This is a genomic window from Candidatus Omnitrophota bacterium, assembly GCA_034717435.1.
Lineage (GTDB): Bacteria > Omnitrophota > JAUWXU01 > JAUWXU01 > JAUWXU01 > JAYELI01.
This window is the reverse complement of the sequence record JAYELI010000041.1, coordinates 1-19,392: the sequence shown is the minus strand read 5'-3', so window position 1 is coordinate 19,392 and position 19,392 is coordinate 1. Positions and strand designations below refer to the sequence as shown.

Here is a 19,392-nt window from a genome sequence, read left to right as displayed (position 1 = left end):
AACGGCTAAATTCAAATATAGGATTTTAGATTATACAATGGCTGCTAAAAGAGATTATTACGAGGTTTTGGGTGTGGGACGGGACGCAAGCCCGGAAGTTATAAAAAGGGCCTACCGGAAGTTAGCCCTTAGATACCATCCCGATAAAAATCCCAATGATAAAAAAACAGAGGAGAAGTTTAAAGAAGCGGCCGAGGCCTACGAGGTATTGAGTAATTCCCAGAAAAGGGCTGCCTATGATCAGTTTGGCCATACCGGTATGGAAAGCTCCTTTAAAGGCGGGGGATTTGACTGGTCTGACTTTACCCATTTTTCTGATTTTGGGGATATATTCAGCGGCTTTGAGGGTATCCTGCGGGGATTTATGGATACAGGTTTTTTTGGGGCAGCTAGTCCTGGAGGCCGCGGATTTCGCAGGGGAGCCAGCTTAGAATATAACTTAGAGGTCAGTTTTATTCAGGCAGCCAAGGGTTATACGGCAGCTATAAATGTTCCCCGTTATGAACTCTGTAAGCGCTGTAAAGGCAGTGGGGCTAAGCCCGGGACTCAGCGGGTTAAATGTCCAGGCTGCGCCGGCACCGGCCAGGTAAGGACAAGCGCAGGATTTTTCAGCATTGCTCAGACCTGCGGTCAGTGTAACGGCGAAGGGACCATAATCAAAGAGTTCTGTCCTGAATGCGGTGGCAGGGGAAGGACCCGGCTGGTTAAAAAAATCGAGGTCAAAATTCCGGCCGGAATAAATGACGGCTTACAGCTAAGGGTCCAGGGAGAAGGCGAAGCAGGCTTGCGGGGAGGCCCGAAAGGCGACCTTTATATTAAGATCAAGGTTCGTCCCCATCAGATTTTTGAACGCCGGGGCGATGATATATTGTGCCAGTTTCCGATAAGCTTTACCCAGGCTAGCCTGGGCGCAGAGATAGAAGTTCCCACTCTTAATGGAAGGGTAAGGATGAAGGTTCCTGCCGGCACCCAGTCGGGCAGGATATTTAGATTAAAGGACAAAGGCATTCAGAGCCTGCGGGGATGGGGAAGGGGCGATGAGCTGGTGCAAATAATAGTCGAGACTCCCACCCATTTAAGCCAGGAGCAGAGGAAACTGCTCAAAAATTTTGCCGGAATAAGCGGAGAGGGGCCTCTTTCCAAGTCATTTATGGATAAGCTGAGAAAGGTGTTTAATAAATGATAAAAAAGCCGGATGGGTTTAAAAAAGAAATAGGGGTTTTAAACAACGAGATAAAATACAACCGTAAACACTTAGATAAGATCTGGGAGAATATTTCTGAAATAAAGGAACGCCTGCAGAGCCTCGAACTGCACATGAATTTTAATACCCGCCTGATTTCGATTATTTGTTCGGAGAAGCTGAAGATGAAAAACGAGGAAGTGATCAGCCTGGTTAGACGAATAAAACGAGAAACTGAACAGGAAATCCAGGTCAGGATCCTGGAGGACCTGTTCAAAAAGAAAAGCATGAAAAAAAATAAATGAATTTTTGCGGTCTGGAACAAAACTATTCTTCCTGGGAATCTTCAAAGGCAGTTATTTTGCCGGCACCCTATGAAGCAAGCGTCACCTATCAACCCGGGACAGCCAAGGGCCCGGGGGCGATAATTAAGGCCTCAGGCCAGGTAGAATTATATGATGAGGAGTTAGAAAAAGAAACTTATCGTTTAGGAATCAATACACTGCCTCCGCCGGTCTTAAAAGGCCTTTCAGCATGGGAGATGATTGATCAGATACACCAGCTGGGCTCTAAGATAATTGACAGCGGAAAGTTCCCGGTGTTGTTAGGAGGGGAACATACCGTGAGTATCGGCCTGGCTCGTTCGCTTGCCGGGAAATACCCTGATTTAAGCATTGTCCAGTTTGATGCCCATGCTGATTTACGGGATAGATACCACGGCAGTTCGTTTAATCACGCCTGTACCGGCCGCCGGCTGGGAGAATTAGCCCCGGTTATTCCGATCGGCGTAAGGAATTTAAGCAGACAAGAGGCTGAGTTTATCGGGCAATCCGGCCAAAAGATTATATTTGCCGGCCAGATTATCAAACAGCCCAGTTTAATAAAAGATATTATTTCTTCTCTCGGGAAGAATATATATATTACCATTGATCTTGATGTCCTGGATCCTTCGATTATGCCGGCCGTTGGTACGCCTGAGCCCGGAGGCCTGGGTTGGTATGACATGCTTTATTTACTTTCGGTTCTATCCTCCAGCAGGAAAATAGTAGGTTTTGACGTTGTGGAACTGGCCCCTATTCCGGATGAGATTTATTCCGATTTTTTAGCAGCTAAACTTATTTACCGGTTGCTGGGGTATATATTTAAATAAATTGTTAAATTGTTAAACTGCTGAATTGTTAAATTGAAAATGTCTGAAAAAATGTTTTTTAGAATAGAAATCTCCAGCTTAACAATTTAACCATTTAACAGTTTAGCAATATAGTAGCTCGAAGGAGGTGTAACTATGTCGCGTGAAATGGGTAAAATGGACAAAGGCGAAAAAAAACAGAAAAAAACATCGCAGATGAGCATAAAAGAGAAGAGGAAATTAAAAAAAGATAAAAAGTCCGAACGGACCTGGTAATTAATAAGGAGAAAGAAAATGGGATTTGTTCCGCAAAAAATGTTTCTTACAAAAGGGGTAGGTTCGCACAAATATGAACTCAGAAGTTTTGAGCTGGCTTTGCGCGACGCGGGGATAGAAAAATTCAACTTAGTCCACGTCTCCAGTATATTGCCTCCGGAATGCAAGGTTGTTTCCAAATCAGAAGGGCTCAAGGACCTGCCGCCGGGGATGATTACCTATTGCGTAATGGCCCGCTGCTCAAACAACGAACCCCGCCGGCTTATTGCTTCCTCTGTGGGATGCGCCATTCCTACCGACCCTGCTGCCTATGGCTATTTAAGCGAGTACCATGTTTGCGGCCAGACCGATGAGGAAGCCGGAGACCACGCCGAGGATATGGCCGCCGCCATGCTTGCCTCTACCCTGGGAATAGAATTTGATGAGGATAGGTCCTGGGATGAATTGAAAGAGGTGTGGCGGATGAGCGACAGGATTGTTAAAACCACCAATGTGACTCAGTCCACCATTGTTAAGAACGGTTTTTCTACGGTGATAGCCGTTGCCGTTCTCTTGCCGTGACGTTAAGCATTTTTTATAACGTTAATGGTGGGGATAGAGAGACTCGAACTCTCAAGGCCTTGCGGCCACTAACTCCTGAAGCTAGCGCGTATACCAATTCCGCCATATCCCCGTTATAAATTAGATAACCTCCCCAGATTATATCTTGTATTATCCATTTTGTCAATTTCACCGCTGGTTCTTCACCGTTAAATTGCGGATAACTTCCAAACGCTAATTCTTGATTATTATCGGTTTATATGGTATAAAATACTATGAATGAGGAGAAAATTGTCGCCACCAATAAAAAGGCAAGGCGGGATTATTTTGTTCTGGAATCTTACGAGGCCGGTATCCAGCTTCGGGGAATGGAAGTTAAGTCGTTAAGAGAGAGCAGGACAAGCTTAAACGATAGTTTTGCCCGGGTTGAGAAAGAGGAAGCCTTTTTATATAATCTTCATATACCTCCCTACAGCTCTATCAGCCAGAGGGAGTATGATCCGGTTAAGGCCAGAAAACTGCTTCTTCATAAAAAAGAGATAAATAAATTAGGAGGGCGTCTTTCGGCAAAAGGGCTTACCCTGGTGCCGCTGAAGATATATTTTAAACACGGCATTGCTAAAATAGAACTGGCTCTTTGTAAAGGTAAAAAATTATATGATAAACGCCGGCAATTACGCAAAAAAACAGCGGAACGGGAAATAAAAAGGGTTTTAAAAAAGAGATAATTTATCGCTTTAAACTGCTAAATGGCTAAATTCAGACTGTGTCATAATTCATTTATTTTTCAATTTAACAGTTTAACAATTTGTCAATTTAGCAATTTAAAAAGGGGGTGAAAGGCTTCGACTAAGATACTCGGGGCAAAAATCGCATGCAGAGGTTGCCGGGAGGCCTCTTTAAACACCTGGCAAAAACACAAACGCAAACTACTCACCAGTAGTTGAGGCCGAGGAATACTTGGCTTCACCAGCGTTAGTTGGCTAATTAAGCCGGCGCGTCCTCTCGTTTTGCCTGTGGGGCGAAAAGGGCGAAAATAAGCAGGATAGTCCCAGGTCTTCGTCTTTTGGGGCCCGGGATGAACCTTAAGAAAGATAGCCCATTATGGGTCCTGTCTACCGGAGTTATAGCGGGTGAGAAATCAATAGATAGAACAAGCATGTAGTGATTCTTGCGGCGATATCTCAGCACGAGGGTTCGAATCCCTCCACCTCCACCAAAAATTTTGTTTTACAAAATTTTTTGGTGAGACCTCGTCAAAAGTCCTTTTGGACTTTTGACTGATCCACTTAAAAAAACCTTATGACCAAACGACTTTTACGCCGAATACTCCCGATTTTTTTATTGTTTTTTTTAATTATTGCAGTCAGGCCGGTCTATGGCTTTGTTATCCACGGCACAGAGAAAAGAGTGGAAAGCCCTTCTTCCCGGATGAGAGGCACTGACTATATTCCTTTAATTTTAGCCTGTCAGGCCTTTGGCGTAGATTATGACTGGGACCCGACAACCCGGAAGATTACCCTGATTAAAGGCGCTGGCTCTTTGATCCTGATTGCCGGCAGCGATACTTATCTCCAGGACCGGCAGGTTCTTCATCTTAGAAAGCCGGTTGAAATTAGCGAAGAGATAATTCTTATTCCCAGGGGGTTTATTGATCTGGACTGGTGGCAAGAACCGGTAATTGCCATGGAGATTACCCACCGGATCGATACCGTAGTTATTGACGCTGGCCACGGCGGCAAAGACCCCGGCGCAGTCGGCAGGAGCGGTCTGAAGGAAAAAGACGTGGTTTTAGATGTTGCCCTTTATCTTAAAACTCTTTTAGATAGAAGCGGCATCAAAGCTATTTTAACCCGGCAGGATGACCGGTTTCTTACCTTAGGCCAACGGGTTAGGTTTTCTAATCAACACAAGGCAAACCTTTTTGTCAGCATTCACGTGAATGGTCACCGGGACCGCCGGGCAAATGGATTTGAGGTTTGGTATCTTTCCAATGCAAAGGATAGTTATAGCCGGAAGGTAGCTGCGACTGAAAATTTCGCGTTAGAAATAGGAAAAGAAAACTTTTCGAAAAATACTGACATAACCAAAAATCTTACCCTTGGAGATCTGCAGCTTACCGAAAATAGAGTTGAAAGTATTGAATTAGCCGGGGAGATCTGCCGGCAATTAGGTGATCAAACTTGCTCCCGGAACAGGGGTATAAAGTGCGCCGGGTTTTATGTTCTCGGTGTAGAAGTGCCGGCAGTGCTGGTAGAATTAGGGTTTATTTCCAATTTCACTGAAGAATCAAGGTTGAAAAAAACAAGCTACCGTCGTAAATTAGCCCGGGCGCTCTGCGACGGGATAATGGTCTATAAACAAAGATTTGATCAGAGCAATGGATTTAGCAAGTAACAGGCCTATTGGCGTATTTGATTCAGGCGTGGGCGGACTCACCGTAGTCCGCCAGCTGATTAAACACTTGCCGGCCGAAGACATCATTTACTTTGGCGACCTGGCCAACCTTCCTTACGGATCCAAGTCCAGGGAGCGGATTATCAGGCTTTCGGTTGCTGCGGCGAAATTTTTAACAGGATTCAAGATAAAACTGTTAGTAACCGCCTGTAACTCCTCTTCTTCGGTGGCTCTGGCCACGCTAAAGAGGCGTTTTCAATTGCCGATAATCGGGGTTATCGAACCGGGGGTTGCTGAGGCGCTCAAGACCACCGTCAACCGGCAGGTCGGGGTTATCGGCACCCAGGCCACCATAGCCAGCAAGGCCTATCAAATTATGCTCCGGAGGATAGACCCCGGGGTCAAGGTCCTGGCCCGGAGCTGTCCGTTGTTCGTGCCAATAGTTGAAAACAAAACAGATGAAAAAATCAGCCTGGATATAGTTAGAAACTGCCTGAAGCCCTTGAAGAACAGGCAGATCGATACCTTAATCCTGGGCTGTACCCATTACCCGGTCTTAAAAAAAGCAATAACCCGGATAATGGGGGATGATGTTAATCTAATTGACTCCGGAGCCCCGGTTGCTCTTAAGGCAAAGGTCCTTCTCAGCGAGACGAAATTACTGGCTCCGCAAGACCGCGCCGGTAAAATCAAATTTTATGTCAGCGACCTCGCCGGCCAGTTTAGAAGGATTGGCAGGAGATTTTTCGGCCGGGATATTCCCCGGGCATTAAAGGTGAGATTAGATGTATGAACTCCTGGTAAGGTCGAATTTCAGCGCTGCCCACAGGTTGGTAAACTATCAGGGCAAATGCGAAAATCTGCACGGCCATAACTGGAAGGTAGAACTAAAAGTTAGCTCTGCTAAGCTGAACAGCCAGGGCATGCTGATTGATTTTAAAGAGATGAAACAAAAATTAAACCGTGTCTTAGCCGCCCTGGACCACAGCTGTTTAAATGATTTGGCTTATTTTAAGAAGCGCAATACCACCTCCGAACATATTGCCCGGTATATTTATTTAGAACTATCCGGGTTGATCAGAAAAAAGAAAGTAATGATTAAACGGGTAACTGTTTGGGAAACAGACACATCTTCAGCGACTTACCGACCAAACAATTTAACAGTTTAGCAGTTTAGCAGTTTAACAATTTAATTGTGCCTGAGATTTAAAAATGAGAAAAGCAATAGTGTTATTAAGCGGCGGGCTTGATTCAACAACTACGCTGTTTTTTGCTCTTTCCAAAGGTTATAAGGTTAATTGTCTTATCTTTGATTATGGCCAGAGGCATAAAAAAGAAATAAAAAAGGCTGTTTCTGTCTGTAAAAAGGTAAATACGCCCTTCAAAATAGTTAAACTTGATCTTCCCTGGCTGAAGTCAAGCCTGGTAGATAAAAAGAAAAAACTGCCGTCTGCCGGCAGCCGGCTGTCAATTCCCTCTACTTATGTAGCAGGCAGAAACACGATATTTTTAAGTTACGGCCTTTCATGGGCAGAATCTCTCAAGGCCGAAGCCGTATTTATCGGAGCCAATTCTTTAGATTACAGCGGATACCCTGATTGCCGTCCCGAATACTTTAAGGCCTTTAGGAAAATGGCGGGCCTGGCGGCAAAATCTGTTGTTGAGGGGCGAAAAATAAAGATATTAACCCCCTTGATTTCCAGGTCAAAAGCCCGGATTGTCAGGTTGGGCAAAAGGTTAGGGGTCCCGTTTGAAATGACCTGGTCGTGTTATAAAGGGGAAAAGTCCATTTGTACCCGATGCGACAGCTGCCGGATAAGGGCAAAGGGGTTTCAGGAAGCAAAGATCAAGGATCCATTGGATGGTTGCAAAAATCTCTGATTTATTTGAAAGTATCCAGGGAGAAGGCATTTACCAGGGTGTAAAACAGGTTTTTGTCAGGTTCTACGGCTGTAATTTGGATTACTGCCGGTTTTGCGATACAAGGTTAGAATACTATCACGAGTACGGGATAGAAGAATTATTTAACCGGATTCTTTATTATAAACAGGGGTTTCATTCGCTTTGCCTTACCGGCGGTGAACCGCTTTTGCAGGCAGATTTTTTAAAAGAATTTTTAAAATTATTAAAAACTCAGCGATTAACGACCTATCTTGAAACCAACGGGACCCTGGCTGATCAATTATCCGGGCTAATCGACCAGATAGACATTATTGCCATGGATCTCAAGCTTCCTTCCTCGACGGGCTTAAGGAGTTTCTGGCCGGAGCACAGGAAATTTTTAGAAATCGCTTCCTCGAAAATTGTTTTTCTTAAGATAGTAATTTGTAATTCAACCCGGCAGGAGGATATCGAACAAGCCCTGAAAATAATCACTGGTTTTAATCTGCCGCTGGTCTTACAGCCGAATTATTTTGAAATGAACCCGGGCCTGGTTGATAAGCTTAAAAGTTTTCAGGAGGTTTGCCTGAGGGGATTATCCGATGTCCGGATAATTCCCCAGCTGCATAAAATTATGGGGGTTAAATGACCAGGAAGAAGCATTCTTACCGGAGCCTGCAAAAAAACATTCGCCGGTTAAAAACGCCGAAAATTGAAATCTGGAAAAACCAATATCCGGATAAAGAATACTTGATTAACTTAGACCTTCCGGAATTCACCTGTATTTGCCCCAAAACCGGACTGCCGGATTTTGCTGTTATCCATATTGAATATGCGCCGGATAGGTGGTGTGTTGAGTTAAAATCGTTTAAGTTGTATTTACTTTTTTACCGTGATCTCGGCATTTTCCACGAGCACGCAGTTAATAAAATTTTAGAAGATTTTGTCCGGGCTGGCAAACCGAAAAAAGTCAAGATATCCGCTGAATTCAACATCCGCGGCGGGATCAAAACCACCATTGTTGCCGAATATCCCCCTACACCGCGTAGGTGTAGGGGGAAAAGGAGTTGAATGTAATGATGGATGAAAAAGTTCCTTTGGTAAAAGGCGAAATTTATCACATTTTTTCTAGAAGTATTGCGGAATTTGAAATTTTTAAAAGTGATTCAGAGTACAAGAGAATGAGAAACTTGTTTAAGTATTATAAATTAAGACCTCTGTTACGATTTTCTGCTTTTAATGAAGTACAAAATAAAAAAGAGTTTTTTCAAAAACATCTTGTGAAAAAAGAAAGCCTGACAGAAATAATTGCTTATTGTATTATGCCCACGCATTTTCATTTAATCTTAAAACAACTAAAAGAAAAAGGCATATCTTCAGTTATGAATAATATTCTTAATAGCTATACGCGTTATTTTAATATTAAAACCAAAAGGAAAGGTCCGCTGTGGGAGAGTAGATTTCAACGTGTTTTGGTGGAAACAGACGAGCAGTTGCTTCACTTAACCAGGTATATTCATTTGAATCCTGTAACCGCTTATTTGGTAAATAAGCCTCAAGATTGGAAGTTTTCTTCCTATAAAGAGTATTTGGGAAAAGTAAATGATGAAGAGAGGATATGTAATTACTCCAACATACTAGAAATAAATCCCCAACGCTATAAGAAATTTGTAGATTCCCATATTGACTATCAGCGTGAATTAGCAAAGATTAAAGATCTGGTTTTAGATGAACCCACCTACACCTACGCGGTGTAGGTGGGTAAGAGGGTAAGGGATGAGGTGGATAAGAGCAGATAAGGTTAGCCGGGTTGTGAGCGAGATGTGTATTGAGGCTAATACGGTTTTGCGTAAAGACGTTCTTAATGCCCTTAAGCTGTCTTTGAAAAAGGAGACAAATAAGCGGGCTCGCTGGATATTGGATATAATTATCCAAAATGCCTATTTGGCCCGGGAGCAAAAAATAGCTATTTGTCAAGATACAGGGATGGTTGTGGTGTTTGTTGAAATGGGCAGAGCCGTCAAGCTTAACGGCGGCCTTAAACAAAGTATTAATGAAGGAATAAAACAAGGATATAAAAGGGGATATTTTAGGAAATCTATTACCCCTGACCCGCTAAACAGGAAAGGTTTGACTGATTTTACCCCGGCTGTAATTCATATCAATCTCACGGATGATGATACCCTTAAAATCAGTTTGATGCCCAAGGGTTTTGGCAGTGAAAATGTGAGCACCTTGATAATGTTAAATCCAACTGATGATACCCGGAAAATAAGGGATGTCGTAAGCCAGACAGTCAGCCAAAAGGGTCCGAACGCCTGCCCGCCTCTGGTGTTGGGGATAGGCATTGGCGGCACTGCTGACCAGGCGCTCATTCTTTCTAAACAGGCATTGTTGCGGCCAGTCAACCATGTTAATCGCAAACTTCAGGTTGCTAAGCTGGAAAAAGAGATTTTTACAGATCTTAATCGCCTGAATATTGGGCCAATGGGGTTAGGAGGCAGGACCACGACTTTGGGAGTAAATATTCTCACCCATCCTACCCACATAGCGGGCATGCCCCTGGCGATAAATATGAGCTGTCATGCCCTGCGAAGCGCAAGCAGAACTGTATGAAAAAATTGCTTTTTCCTTTAACTAAGGATGTAATCAAGAAATTAAAGCCCGGCGATCAAGTAGAACTATGGGGCAGTATGTATACCCTTAGAGACAAGGCTCATCAGAGATTGGCAGGGGCCATTAAAGAAAGAAGACGGCTTCCTTTTTCTCTGGCCAATGGGGCCGTTTATTATACAGGTCCGACACCTGCTTTGCCGGGTTGGGTAATAGGCTCTTGCGGGCCGACCACTTCCTCGAGAATGGACCTGTTTACCGTGCCGTTGCTTAAAAAAGGAGTGAACGTCCTGGTCGGTAAAGGAAACAGGTCAGCGCTGGTGATGGACGGATTGAAAAGATACAAAGGAGTATATCTTGTAACCATTGGCGGAGCAGGAGCGTTTTTAGCCCAAAAGGTGCATAAGGCCGAAATAGCGGCTTATCCTGAAATGGGTTCAGAGGCTGTTTACCGGCTCCAGGTGAGGGGATTTCCGGCAGTAGTGGCAATTGACTCACGGGGAAAAAGTATATGGAGTTAGTAATAGCCACCAGGAATAAAAAAAAGATGCAGGAAATAGAAAAAATATTAGAGGGATTCGATGTTAAAATACTTTCACTCGAAAATTACCCCCGGCTTCCTGAAATAGTAGAAAAAGGCAGCACTTTTGAAGATAATGCTGTTGAAAAATCAAGGGTCGTAGCCCGGTTTACTAATCAGTGGGCTTTGGCTGATGATTCAGGCCTGGAGGTAGAGGCCTTAGACGGCAGGCCCGGGGTTTATTCTGCCCGGTTTGCCGGCAAAGAACAAAATGACCAGGCCAATATTAAAAAACTGCTTAACCTGATGAAAAATATACCAGAGCCGGAGAGAACTGCGAGATTCAGCTGTGTTATGGCGATTAGTAAACCGGACGGTGAGACAGCCGGGATAGTGAAAGGGATTTGTAAAGGGTCGATCAATTTTAAACCGGACGGGAAGAATGGATTTGGATACGACCCGATATTTATAGCTTCAGGTTATCAGGAGACGTTTGCCCGGATGGAAGCTGGTTTGAAAAACCGGATAAGCCACCGGGCAGAGGCGCTCCGGCAGGTAAAGGAATTTATTCCCCGATTAGGTCTTTGAGCGAAAATTTAGGTATGATGGAATACTTTGGTTCTTTAATTGTTCCTTTTAACCGCAGTTCGATTATGTAATTCCACAGCCCGCCCATTATCATATTAGCGATCTTGCCGAATTCCGGCGACTTTTTAGCCAGCTCACGGGCCAGTTCAGTGGTGATCTTAAAATCTAAATTTCCGTTGAAATCGATCGAGCCTTTAGCACCGAGATTTAAACCATCACTCTCAAGCAGCAGGTCGGATGTCCTTATTGCCTGGTTAGCCACGGTAAAAGCAGCAGACCCGTGCGTGAACAATATCTTTTGCAGGTTCGGAAAATAAAGTATGTTTGCCAGGCCGTTAAATAACGGCGTTTCCCAGAGCTTACCTTCCTCTATCTTGAACCAGCCCCTGCCGGTTACGTTCTCCGGCTTTTTTCTATAACCTTCAAGGCTAAGATTACCGCTGATATATCCGGAGCTATACTGCCAGTTTAGTGAGGGATCTTTGCTCATTTGGCTGAGGTCAACATTTAAAAGGTCCACTTCCAGTCGAAACGGCTGGGGAAGGTCTAATTCCAAAACAGCGGTAGAGGTCAGGATCCCTTTGTAAGGAGCAGCGCTTAGTTTATCCAGGAAGACCTTTTTGTCTTTCATCCTGAGGTCTATCAGCAGGTTTTTAAACGTTATTTCTTTGATTACTATTTGATCAGAGGTTGCCTCGATGGTCCCGGACCATTGTTTCCAGGCATTCCAATTTCCAGCGGCCCTGGCGCTCAGCGCCAGTTTGCCTTTGGGGCTCAGCCTGCTTAGCTCCGGAGAATATTCAGAAATTATCTGCTCCATGTCGGTCAGCTCGAGTTCAAAATCTCCCTGAATGTTAAGCAAAAGGTCTTTACGGCCGTCGATGTTGGCAGTTAAATTAAATAAGGAATCAAGATATGCCCCCTCTATTTTTGTTGAATAAATATCTTTGGCCCTGGGATTGAATTCTCCTTTAATCTGCAGTCCATTATCGGAAGATAAATCGAAATTAGCGCTCATTCGGTTAAGGTCTGTTACGCGGGCTTTCAGCTTAAGGCCGGTGTCTTTATAATGGAATGCGAATTCAGCAGAGGGAAGGGTATCTTTAGAAAATAGTATCTTTCCATTGATATTTTTCAGATCCTTGACCAGAGGCAGGCCTTCGGCCTTAAAATTATTGATCCCTAAATTTCCTTCATAAGCCAGGCTTTTTTCCTCGCCTATTTTATAGGCGAGGCCGGTGGTTATTGTCAAATCCCCGGCGGCTTGTGTTGTCCCTTGCCGGATGGTGAGCTGTTTGACCAGGGATTTCCCGTCGAGCTGAACATTTTTGTCCTTATCCAGGTAAAAGGCAATCTCTAAATTGCCTTTGCCTTCGATGATCTTGACCGGTATGGCTTCCCGGTAATAAGCGGCATAATCGGTCAGGGTAATATCGGTTGCATGCACCTTAAAGTCTAAGGTTTCCGAAAGCAGGTTATAAGTCCCGCTGGAGTGGACATTGATTATCGGCGTCTGCGGCAGCGCTGAGTCGAACTTAAAATTTATGTTGGCCGGAAGGCTTAAGGATACCTCGCCGTTTATTGCTTCCATCCGGGCAGTAAACTCCGGTTTTTTGGTCAGGTCCTTAAGCGAAATTTTTCCATCACAAACAGTTGCCCGGGAAATCAAAGTTGTAAACTTAGGCCGGAAGGACTTGGATTTGGCGGCCAGGATGGTTGAAAAATTCCAATTCGCCGGCCCGGTCCTGATGATCGTTAGCTCGGGCGATTGGATACGGAGGTTGCTGAGTATGAATTTTCGGGCAAAGAGAGGAGCCAGAGGCAGTTTAAAATATATTTCTTTAGCGGTCAAAAACTTCTTGTTTGTTTTACCGCTGTCTTCGAAGATAGTCAGTTCTTTTAAGGCTATTCCCTTGAAAACATTATAACTGACGTTTGCTAGCCTGACCTGGCGGCCTGTCTTTTCGCTCAAAAAATCAACTATCCAGGCCTTCACATTTTGAGGCAAAAAGATATTATTCAAATACCAGCTGGCTGCAGAAATTATCAGGATAACTATCAGGATTGTCCGCAGAATAATCTTTCTTACCTTTTTCATGGTGTCTATTATATATAACTTAAAGGCTGCTTTCAAGTAAAAGCTTGCCAAAACGCCCAAAATTTACTATAATAATGACAATGACAACCATAAAGGCAAAAAAGCGTCTGCAGGCTCTGGTCAGAAAAAAACTGGACCAGCGGTTATTGATTGTTGTTTCCAACCGGGAGCCTTATGTCCATAACCTGCAGGGCGGCAAGGTCAAGGTTCTCCAGCCGGCCGGCGGAGCGGTTAATGCGCTTGAGCCGGTGGTCAGGTCCTGTAACGGCCTGTGGATTGCCCACGGCAGCGGCACGGCTGACCGCAGGACGGTTAACAATACAGATAAGATCAAACTTCCTCCCGGCCAGGCCAAATATAGCTTAAGAAGGGTTTGGCTCTCCCGCAAAGAAGAAGAAGGTTATTACTACGGTTATTCCAACCGCTCGATCTGGCCGCTCTGTCATATGGTCTATATCCGGCCGACATTTGTTGAATCCGACTGGTCTTACTACCAAAAGGTAAACCAGAAATTTGCCGATGCCGTCTTAGAGGAAATGGGTAAAAAAGAAGCGATTGTCTGGATCCAGGATTACCACCTGGCCTTACTGCCGGCGATGATTAAAAAAGCCCGCCCGGATACCATGGTGGCCCACTTCTGGCACATCCCATGGGTAAATGCCGAGGCATTCAGGATCTGCCCGGCGAAAAAAGAGATTTTGGAAGGACTCTTGGCCAATGACGTCCTGGCCTTTCACATCCGGCACCACTGCATTAACTTTCTGGATGCCGTGGAATTGGAGTTGGAGGCCCGGATTGACATAGAAAGAACCTCGGTGATTTACCGGGGCCACGAAACATTGATCAGGGCCTTTCCGATCAGTATCGATTTTTCCGAGATCTCCAGCCGGGCAGAGTCAAAAGAAATCAAATTAAAGGTTAGCCATTTTGAAAAAGAATTTTCCTTGATCAAAACCAAATATAAAACCGTTGCTTTTAGTTTAGACCGGATCGATTATACCAAAGGCATACCTGAGCGGTTAAGGGCAATCGACAGGTTTTTTGAAAAGTACCCCCAGTACAAGGAAAAAATTGTTTTTATCCAGATCGGTGCTTTAAGCAGAATACATCTTAAAGCATATAAGGAATTGAACGATGAAATAGATAATATTATCGAACAGATCAACTGGAAGCATTCTACTGATACCTGGAGCCCGGTGTTTTTCCGGCGCAGGACCTTTGATTTCAAGGAAAAGCTGGCCCTTTACCGGTTGTCCAATCTCTGCATTGTCAGCCCCCTGCATGACGGAATGAATTTAGTGGCCAAAGAATATATTGCCGCTAAGAATGATTTAAACGGCACGCTTATCTTAAGCCAGTTTACCGGCGCGGCCCGGGAACTGCGGGACGCGGTTTCGATTAATCCTTATGACCCTGATGATTTTGCCGATAAGATAAAAAAAGCGATCGAAATGCCGGAAGCCGGCCGAATACGCCGGATGAAAAAATTGAGGGAAATAGTCCGGAGAAATAATGTTTATAAGTGGGCGGGCAGGGTTGTTTCCGAGTTGGAGAAGATTCGTTAATGAAATATTTATTTGCTGATTGGCGGGAGTTATCCAAAAAATTCGCCTCAACAAAAAAAGTCATTTTGCTTACTGATTACGACGGCACCCTGACCCCGATTGTCAAACACCCCGGGGAAGCCGCCTTAAGCAGGAACACAAAAAACCTGCTCCGCTCTATCTCTAAAAAAAGACGCGTTAAACTCGGGGTTTTAAGCGGCCGCTCGATTTCCGATATAAAAAAACTGGTTGGCCTGAAAAACATAATCTACTCGGGAAATCACGGTTTTGAGATAGAAACGAAAAGGAAACTGTTTCTTCATCCCCATGCTAAAAAGGCCCGGCCGGCGTTAAAACAGATTTATCACAGTTTATCCCGGAGGTTTTCCGGAGACCGGCAGGTTATTATCGAGGATAAACGGGCAACCGTTGCCCTGCATTACCGCCTGGCCAAAGGGCCTAAGAAAGTCAGGCAATTAAAAAAGATATTTCGGGATATTACCCGGCCATACGTTAAAGATAAAAAGGTGCGGCTTAAGTACGGTAAGAAGGTGCTTGAGGCCTGGCCGTTTTCCCGGGTAGATAAGGGCTGGGCGTTAAAATGGATTATGAATAAACTTGCTGTAAGAAAAACCCTGATGATCTATTTAGGGGATGACCGCACTGATGAAGATGCATTTAAGGCAATGGGCCGGAGAGGAATTTCTGTTTTTGTCGGCAGTGAAAAGAAAAGATCAAAGGCAGGATATTTCTTAAAAGATACCGGCGAGGTAAAAGAATTTTTAAAAAGATTAAATCTGTCATTCCCCGATTTAATCGGACAATGACAGTTTTTTTTAAATTTTACTTGACAAGAGTTATAGTATATGCTATATATGATATAATGATTTCTTCGCAAAAAGTTATAAAAAAACACAATATTTCATATCAAACCTTAAATTACTACACGAATCTCGGCCTGCTCACGGTCAGAAAGAGAAAGGGCAACGGCCGGCTGTATAATGAACAGGAGGTTGACAGAAACCTGAAGCGGATCAGCCAGCTCAAAGATCAGGGCTATCCGTTAAGATTGATCTGTAAAATGCTGTAAGATGCGTTGTGCGTAACGCACAACGCACAACGCACAACGGACCAGTTAAGGTGTTATCATGAGTTATTACAAGGTACTAGGATTAGAGCGGGAGCCGTTTTCCACAAGCCCTGACCCGGATTTTTTTTACCAAACCGAGGAACGCCGGACCGCCTTAGCCAACATATTGATCGAGATCAGGTTAAAGCGGGGCCTGAGCATCATCCTCGGCGATATCGGCACCGGCAAGACCACGCTCTCCCGAAAGTTGTTTCAGACCTTAGGGTCCAGGGAGGATATCGCCTTTTATATGATCCTCGATCCTTCTTACGATAGCGAATACCTGTTTTTGCTTTCTCTGGTCAAGACATTCGGCCTTGAAATCGGCAATCCCGATCCCACCACCCTGGATTTTAAAGAGGCCCTGGAGCATTTTCTATTTCAAAAAGGCGTAAGTGAAAGAAAAACAGTAGTCCTTATTATTGACGAGGCGCAAAAGCTTAATGCTACTTCCTTGGAGGTATTAAGGATGCTTTTAAACTACGAAACAAACCGGTTTAAACTCCTCCAGCTTGTGGTCTTAGGCCAGATGGAGCTTTTGCCCCAGCTTGGCCGGGCTCAAAACCTGATGGATCGCGTAACCTTAAAACATACACTTGGCCCGTTTAGCCAGCAGGAAACCAGGGAAATGATTGAATTTCGCCTGCACCAGGCCGGGTATAATGGCAGTGAAAAATTATTTCGGGACGAGACATTTAGCCTGATCCACAGTTATACCCAGGGCTATCCGCGCCGGATCGCAATGCTCTGCCATAAGGCCTTAAAATCCCTGGTAATGAACTCCCGGCCGGCGGTGGACAGTATTATCATCAGAGAGATTATTGATTTTGACCTTAGATTAGGATGGCAAAAAAGAGACCTACTCCTGAAGAACAATTATTAGACCTGATTGAAAAAGGGGAAAGGGCCGGTTCAACAGCCGGGCTTAAACGAAAGAAGACCGTTTTTCCCAAAAGACTTTTACTTTCGCTTAACAGCGGGGTCATCCGGGCGGCAAAAAAATTAACCGCAGGGTTAAAAAAGTCGGACATTAAAACGGCAAACAGGATTTTTTTGATCATTGCTTTGGGCCTGATCGCCTATTCGATAACTGATTTTATGTTCCGGCGGCCGGACCTGGCCGCGGTTTACGATAAAGCCCGGCAGGCGGTAAAAAAGGCAGACAAGACAGAGATAAAAATGTTGGTTGAGCAGCTGCCCTTTTTACATTATTTTGAGATGGTGCGCCGCAGGAATATCTTCAGCCCGGTGGTGGTAAAAAAACCGGCGCCCAAACCCGAGGTCAAAAAGGTAACCTTAGTTGAGTTGGCCAAAGACCTTAATCTGGTAGGGATATCCTGGGGTAAGGAGCCGGTAGCGATGATCGAGGACAAGGCAGTGGAAAAAACCTATTTTCTTAAAAAAGGAAGTTCGATTAATCAATTCAAGATAGACGATATCTTAAAAGACAAGATTATCCTGAGTTTTGAAGACGAAACTCTTGAGTTGATGTAACTTCTTATCGGTCATTGCGAGGATGGCGAAGCCAGCCGAAGCAATCCCGGAAACAGAGATTGCTACGCTCGCTCGCAATGACGGAAAAGCGATACAAAACATGAATAAAAAAATAATTCTCCCAGTCTTGATGTTATCTGTTGTAATTGCGGTCACCGGCCTAGCGTATAACAGCAATCAACAGGATATGGAGCAGGGCTTAGCCAAGGATGTGTCCCTGGACCTGCGGGGAATGGACATAATCGATACCCTTAAATTCCTGGCAATGAAGGGCGATTTAAATATCGCTACCAGCAAGAACGTCAAAGGCCGGATAACCCTGTTTTTGAACAATGTAACTATCAGCGATGTCTTAGACCTTATCCTGCTTACCAACAACCTGGCCTGCGAAAAAAAGAACGACATAATCACAATAATGACCGAGGCCGAGTACGAGATGCTCTACGGAGAGAAATATTCCGATAAACGGCAGGTCAACAGTTTCAAGCTTAAATACTCTACCGCCACAAAAATGGGCGAGACCCTGGCTAATATCAAAAGCAGTATCGGCAGGATTATTATGGATGATGCAACCGGCACCGTCATCTTGGTAGACACCCCGGAGAAAATAAAAGAAATGGAGGAAATCGCCTTTGATCTTGATAAAGGCATTATTGAAAAACAATCCCCTACCGATACCAGGGTATTTGAACTTCAGTATGCCACTGTTGAAGACCTCTCCACCGGGATTTCCGAAGCCCTGACCCCGGATGTTGGCTCGATCAGGACCGATGAACGGACCAATAAAATAATCGTCCAGGACCTGCCCTATAAGCTAAAAGAGATTGAACAAATAATCGCGGCATTCGACACCCGGACCAAAGAAGTGTTTATCGAAGCAAGGATTGTGGAAATAACCTTAAACGATGACTTTGCGATGGGCGTAAATTGGGACAGCCTGTTTAGCACGATAACGGATATCGGAATAGTGGGTAGTTTTCCGATCGCCTTTCCTGCCGGCGCGGTCGGCAGCCTCGGCAGGGTTTCTATCGGAAAATGGAAAGAAGGGTTCTTTACCGATGAGGGCGCGGCAAGTGAAGAATGGCATTCCGGCCGCCTGGACCCCCGGAAGGCCAATGCCGCCCTGACATTCCTGAGAACCTTAGGTGAGGTAAAAATTGTCTCTTCTCCGCATATCGCTGTCTGTAATAATGAAGAGGCCCAGATTATGGTCGGCACCCGCCAGCCCTATGCCACCAGCACCATTTCCCAGTCAGAGACCTCGGCTACCACTTCCTGGAGCGCGGAGTTCGTTGATGTCGGAATAACCCTTACCGTTACCCCCACGATCAATAAAGACGGGTTTGTCAGGATGCATATCAAGCCTGAAGTAAGCACGCTCAGGGACTGGTTTGAGATAACCGATGAAGCCGGCACTGCCCAGATCCGCCTGCCCGAGGTCGATACGTCCAATGCCGAGACAGATGTTTTGGTTGAGGACGGAAAGACAATAATTATTGCCGGCCTGATCAGCGAGAGGGACTATGAAAACGAAGACAAGTTTCCGGTTCTGGGCGATATACCTGTGCTGGGAAATCTATTCAAATCAAAATCCAAAGGAAGCAGGACGAGGGAATTGGTCATTTTTCTGACGCCCCATATTATTCATCATGAGAAAAAACTCCCGGCAAAAAAACTCCTTTCTTCCAAAGACGACTTTCACCATTTCAGGCTCGGCCTTTCCTATGAACAGAACAAGGATTATCTTCCGGCAATAGAGGAATATGAAGAAGTGCTGAAGATTAACCCTGTAAGCGCGGTTACCCATCTGCGCCTGGCCAATATTTACCATGATTACATCAAGGATTCCCAAAAAGCAGAGTACCATTTCAAACAGCACGCGATCTTAACCGCGTTAAAAGAAAAGAAATAGAAATGATTACACAGAAATGTCATTGCGAGCGACCGTTGCCCGCCGTCATTGCGAACGACCGTTGCCCGCCGTCATTGCGAGCGACCGT

At 44.8% G+C, this 19,392-nt stretch carries 22 protein-coding genes, 1 tRNA gene and 1 other RNA gene; 22 read left to right on the top strand and 2 right to left on the bottom strand.

What is annotated here, in order from left to right; all coding sequences use genetic code 11:
- Positions 1 to 37: 37 nt before the first annotated feature.
- From dnaJ to U9Q08_03250, 4 genes are all read left to right on the top strand, one after another.
- Positions 38 to 1,183, top strand: coding sequence for a molecular chaperone DnaJ (dnaJ, locus tag U9Q08_03265; protein MEA3328734.1), 1,146 nt, complete (start codon positions 38 to 40; stop codon positions 1,181 to 1,183).
- Entirely contained in the window at positions 1,180 to 1,488 is a 309-nt protein-coding gene (locus U9Q08_03260) for a hypothetical protein (GenBank protein MEA3328733.1), read from the top strand. The genes dnaJ and U9Q08_03260 overlap by 4 nt, the downstream gene beginning before the upstream one ends.
- Complete coding sequence (gene speB / locus U9Q08_03255) at positions 1,485 to 2,333, top strand: agmatinase (protein MEA3328732.1); 849 nt, start codon at positions 1,485 to 1,487, stop codon at positions 2,331 to 2,333. Before U9Q08_03260 ends, speB begins: the two co-directional genes overlap by 4 nt.
- Before the next feature lie 273 nt (positions 2,334 to 2,606).
- Positions 2,607 to 3,149 (top strand): arginine decarboxylase, pyruvoyl-dependent, encoded by a 543-nt coding sequence (locus tag U9Q08_03250; GenBank protein ID MEA3328731.1) that lies wholly within the window; start codon positions 2,607 to 2,609, stop codon positions 3,147 to 3,149.
- 25 nt (positions 3,150 to 3,174) lie between these two features.
- Here U9Q08_03250 and U9Q08_03245 read toward each other — a convergent pair.
- Positions 3,175 to 3,261, bottom strand: a tRNA-Leu gene (locus U9Q08_03245).
- A 142-nt stretch (positions 3,262 to 3,403) separates the two neighbouring features.
- On the opposite strand from U9Q08_03245, the gene smpB reads away from it, so the two are divergent.
- From smpB to U9Q08_03185, 12 genes are all read left to right on the top strand, one after another.
- Positions 3,404 to 3,856: an SsrA-binding protein SmpB gene (smpB, locus tag U9Q08_03240; GenBank protein MEA3328730.1), complete on the top strand. Its 453-nt coding sequence runs from the start codon at positions 3,404 to 3,406 to the stop codon at positions 3,854 to 3,856.
- Positions 3,857 to 3,959: 103 nt separating this feature from the next.
- Positions 3,960 to 4,347, top strand: a transfer-messenger RNA (tmRNA) gene (gene ssrA / locus U9Q08_03235).
- A gap of 83 nt (positions 4,348 to 4,430) precedes the next feature.
- Positions 4,431 to 5,525: an N-acetylmuramoyl-L-alanine amidase gene (locus tag U9Q08_03230; GenBank protein MEA3328729.1), complete on the top strand. Its 1,095-nt coding sequence runs from the start codon at positions 4,431 to 4,433 to the stop codon at positions 5,523 to 5,525.
- Positions 5,509 to 6,318 carry a glutamate racemase gene (gene murI / locus U9Q08_03225; GenBank protein ID MEA3328728.1) on the top strand — a complete coding sequence of 270 codons (810 nt, stop codon included), beginning with the start codon at positions 5,509 to 5,511 and terminating at the stop codon, positions 6,316 to 6,318. The genes U9Q08_03230 and murI overlap by 17 nt, the downstream gene beginning before the upstream one ends.
- A complete protein-coding gene (queD, locus tag U9Q08_03220; protein MEA3328727.1) occupies positions 6,311 to 6,694 on the top strand; it encodes a 6-carboxytetrahydropterin synthase QueD in 384 nt (127 codons plus the stop codon). Before murI ends, queD begins: the two co-directional genes overlap by 8 nt.
- Positions 6,695 to 6,737: 43 nt before the next feature.
- On the top strand, positions 6,738 to 7,406 hold the full coding sequence (gene queC, locus U9Q08_03215) for a 7-cyano-7-deazaguanine synthase QueC (GenBank protein MEA3328726.1): 669 nt from the start codon (positions 6,738 to 6,740) through the stop codon (positions 7,404 to 7,406).
- A complete protein-coding gene (locus tag U9Q08_03210) occupies positions 7,387 to 8,055 on the top strand; it encodes a 7-carboxy-7-deazaguanine synthase QueE (protein ID MEA3328725.1) in 669 nt (222 codons plus the stop codon). The genes queC and U9Q08_03210 overlap by 20 nt, the downstream gene beginning before the upstream one ends.
- A complete protein-coding gene (gene queF, locus U9Q08_03205) occupies positions 8,052 to 8,477 on the top strand; it encodes a preQ(1) synthase (GenBank protein MEA3328724.1) in 426 nt (141 codons plus the stop codon). Before U9Q08_03210 ends, queF begins: the two co-directional genes overlap by 4 nt.
- 5 nt (positions 8,478 to 8,482) lie before the next feature.
- A complete protein-coding gene (locus U9Q08_03200) occupies positions 8,483 to 9,163 on the top strand; it encodes a transposase (protein ID MEA3328723.1) in 681 nt (226 codons plus the stop codon).
- 19 nt (positions 9,164 to 9,182) lie between these two features.
- Entirely contained in the window at positions 9,183 to 10,022 is an 840-nt protein-coding gene (locus U9Q08_03195) for a fumarate hydratase (GenBank protein ID MEA3328722.1), read from the top strand.
- Positions 10,019 to 10,540 (top strand): FumA C-terminus/TtdB family hydratase beta subunit, encoded by a 522-nt coding sequence (locus U9Q08_03190; GenBank protein ID MEA3328721.1) that lies wholly within the window; start codon positions 10,019 to 10,021, stop codon positions 10,538 to 10,540. The genes U9Q08_03195 and U9Q08_03190 overlap by 4 nt, the downstream gene beginning before the upstream one ends.
- Positions 10,531 to 11,127, top strand: coding sequence for an XTP/dITP diphosphatase (locus tag U9Q08_03185; protein ID MEA3328720.1), 597 nt, complete (start codon positions 10,531 to 10,533; stop codon positions 11,125 to 11,127). Before U9Q08_03190 ends, U9Q08_03185 begins: the two co-directional genes overlap by 10 nt.
- Here U9Q08_03185 and U9Q08_03180 read toward each other — a convergent pair.
- Entirely contained in the window at positions 11,105 to 13,225 is a 2,121-nt protein-coding gene (locus U9Q08_03180; protein MEA3328719.1) for an AsmA family protein, read from the bottom strand. The two genes, U9Q08_03185 and U9Q08_03180, sit on opposite strands and share 23 nt — an antisense overlap.
- Positions 13,226 to 13,305: 80 nt before the next feature.
- Between U9Q08_03180 and U9Q08_03175 the strand changes: the two genes are divergently transcribed.
- Genes U9Q08_03175 through U9Q08_03150 form a run of 6 tightly spaced genes read left to right on the top strand, consistent with a single transcriptional unit; the run spans position 13,306 to position 19,304 of the window.
- The gene (locus U9Q08_03175; protein MEA3328718.1) at positions 13,306 to 14,790 is read left to right on the top strand and encodes a trehalose-6-phosphate synthase; all 1,485 of its coding nucleotides are present in this window, start codon (positions 13,306 to 13,308) and stop codon (positions 14,788 to 14,790) included.
- Complete coding sequence (gene otsB / locus U9Q08_03170) at positions 14,790 to 15,596, top strand: trehalose-phosphatase (GenBank protein ID MEA3328717.1); 807 nt, start codon at positions 14,790 to 14,792, stop codon at positions 15,594 to 15,596. Before U9Q08_03175 ends, otsB begins: the two co-directional genes overlap by 1 nt.
- The gene (locus tag U9Q08_03165) at positions 15,593 to 15,859 is read left to right on the top strand and encodes a MerR family transcriptional regulator (GenBank protein MEA3328716.1); all 267 of its coding nucleotides are present in this window, start codon (positions 15,593 to 15,595) and stop codon (positions 15,857 to 15,859) included. Before otsB ends, U9Q08_03165 begins: the two co-directional genes overlap by 4 nt.
- A 58-nt stretch (positions 15,860 to 15,917) precedes the next feature.
- Positions 15,918 to 16,781, top strand: a complete 864-nt coding sequence (locus tag U9Q08_03160; protein ID MEA3328715.1) for an AAA family ATPase — start codon at positions 15,918 to 15,920, stop codon at positions 16,779 to 16,781.
- Positions 16,742 to 17,392: a hypothetical protein gene (locus tag U9Q08_03155; GenBank protein ID MEA3328714.1), complete on the top strand. Its 651-nt coding sequence runs from the start codon at positions 16,742 to 16,744 to the stop codon at positions 17,390 to 17,392. Before U9Q08_03160 ends, U9Q08_03155 begins: the two co-directional genes overlap by 40 nt.
- 22 nt (positions 17,393 to 17,414) lie before the next feature.
- Positions 17,415 to 19,304 carry a secretin N-terminal domain-containing protein gene (locus U9Q08_03150; protein MEA3328713.1) on the top strand — a complete coding sequence of 630 codons (1,890 nt, stop codon included), beginning with the start codon at positions 17,415 to 17,417 and terminating at the stop codon, positions 19,302 to 19,304.
- Positions 19,305 to 19,392 lie beyond the last annotated feature (88 nt).

What these genes read in the sequence shown, in the direction of transcription:
- U9Q08_03160 (MEA3328715.1), top strand. Translation starts at nt 15,918, where the DNA reads ATGAGTTATTACAAGGTACTAGGATTAGAGCGGGAGCCGTTTTCCACA.
- U9Q08_03260 (MEA3328733.1), top strand. Translation starts at nt 1,180, where the DNA reads ATGATAAAAAAGCCGGATGGGTTTAAAAAAGAAATAGGGGTTTTAAAC.
- U9Q08_03180 (MEA3328719.1), bottom strand. Translation starts at nt 13,225, where the DNA reads ATGAAAAAGGTAAGAAAGATTATTCTGCGGACAATCCTGATAGTTATC.
- U9Q08_03210 (MEA3328725.1), top strand. Translation starts at nt 7,387, where the DNA reads ATGGTTGCAAAAATCTCTGATTTATTTGAAAGTATCCAGGGAGAAGGC.
- queF (MEA3328724.1), top strand. Translation starts at nt 8,052, where the DNA reads ATGACCAGGAAGAAGCATTCTTACCGGAGCCTGCAAAAAAACATTCGC.
- smpB (MEA3328730.1), top strand. Translation starts at nt 3,404, where the DNA reads ATGAATGAGGAGAAAATTGTCGCCACCAATAAAAAGGCAAGGCGGGAT.
- U9Q08_03150 (MEA3328713.1), top strand. Translation starts at nt 17,415, where the DNA reads ATGGCGAAGCCAGCCGAAGCAATCCCGGAAACAGAGATTGCTACGCTC.
- otsB (MEA3328717.1), top strand. Translation starts at nt 14,790, where the DNA reads ATGAAATATTTATTTGCTGATTGGCGGGAGTTATCCAAAAAATTCGCC.
- queD (MEA3328727.1), top strand. Translation starts at nt 6,311, where the DNA reads ATGTATGAACTCCTGGTAAGGTCGAATTTCAGCGCTGCCCACAGGTTG.
- U9Q08_03190 (MEA3328721.1), top strand. Translation starts at nt 10,019, where the DNA reads ATGAAAAAATTGCTTTTTCCTTTAACTAAGGATGTAATCAAGAAATTA.
- speB (MEA3328732.1), top strand. Translation starts at nt 1,485, where the DNA reads ATGAATTTTTGCGGTCTGGAACAAAACTATTCTTCCTGGGAATCTTCA.
- U9Q08_03185 (MEA3328720.1), top strand. Translation starts at nt 10,531, where the DNA reads ATGGAGTTAGTAATAGCCACCAGGAATAAAAAAAAGATGCAGGAAATA.
- murI (MEA3328728.1), top strand. Translation starts at nt 5,509, where the DNA reads ATGGATTTAGCAAGTAACAGGCCTATTGGCGTATTTGATTCAGGCGTG.
- U9Q08_03175 (MEA3328718.1), top strand. Translation starts at nt 13,306, where the DNA reads ATGACAACCATAAAGGCAAAAAAGCGTCTGCAGGCTCTGGTCAGAAAA.
- U9Q08_03250 (MEA3328731.1), top strand. Translation starts at nt 2,607, where the DNA reads ATGGGATTTGTTCCGCAAAAAATGTTTCTTACAAAAGGGGTAGGTTCG.
- U9Q08_03200 (MEA3328723.1), top strand. Translation starts at nt 8,483, where the DNA reads ATGATGGATGAAAAAGTTCCTTTGGTAAAAGGCGAAATTTATCACATT.
- U9Q08_03155 (MEA3328714.1), top strand. Translation starts at nt 16,742, where the DNA reads ATGGCAAAAAAGAGACCTACTCCTGAAGAACAATTATTAGACCTGATT.
- U9Q08_03195 (MEA3328722.1), top strand. Translation starts at nt 9,183, where the DNA reads ATGAGGTGGATAAGAGCAGATAAGGTTAGCCGGGTTGTGAGCGAGATG.
- U9Q08_03230 (MEA3328729.1), top strand. Translation starts at nt 4,431, where the DNA reads ATGACCAAACGACTTTTACGCCGAATACTCCCGATTTTTTTATTGTTT.
- U9Q08_03165 (MEA3328716.1), top strand. Translation starts at nt 15,593, where the DNA reads ATGACAGTTTTTTTTAAATTTTACTTGACAAGAGTTATAGTATATGCT.
- dnaJ (MEA3328734.1), top strand. Translation starts at nt 38, where the DNA reads ATGGCTGCTAAAAGAGATTATTACGAGGTTTTGGGTGTGGGACGGGAC.
- queC (MEA3328726.1), top strand. Translation starts at nt 6,738, where the DNA reads ATGAGAAAAGCAATAGTGTTATTAAGCGGCGGGCTTGATTCAACAACT.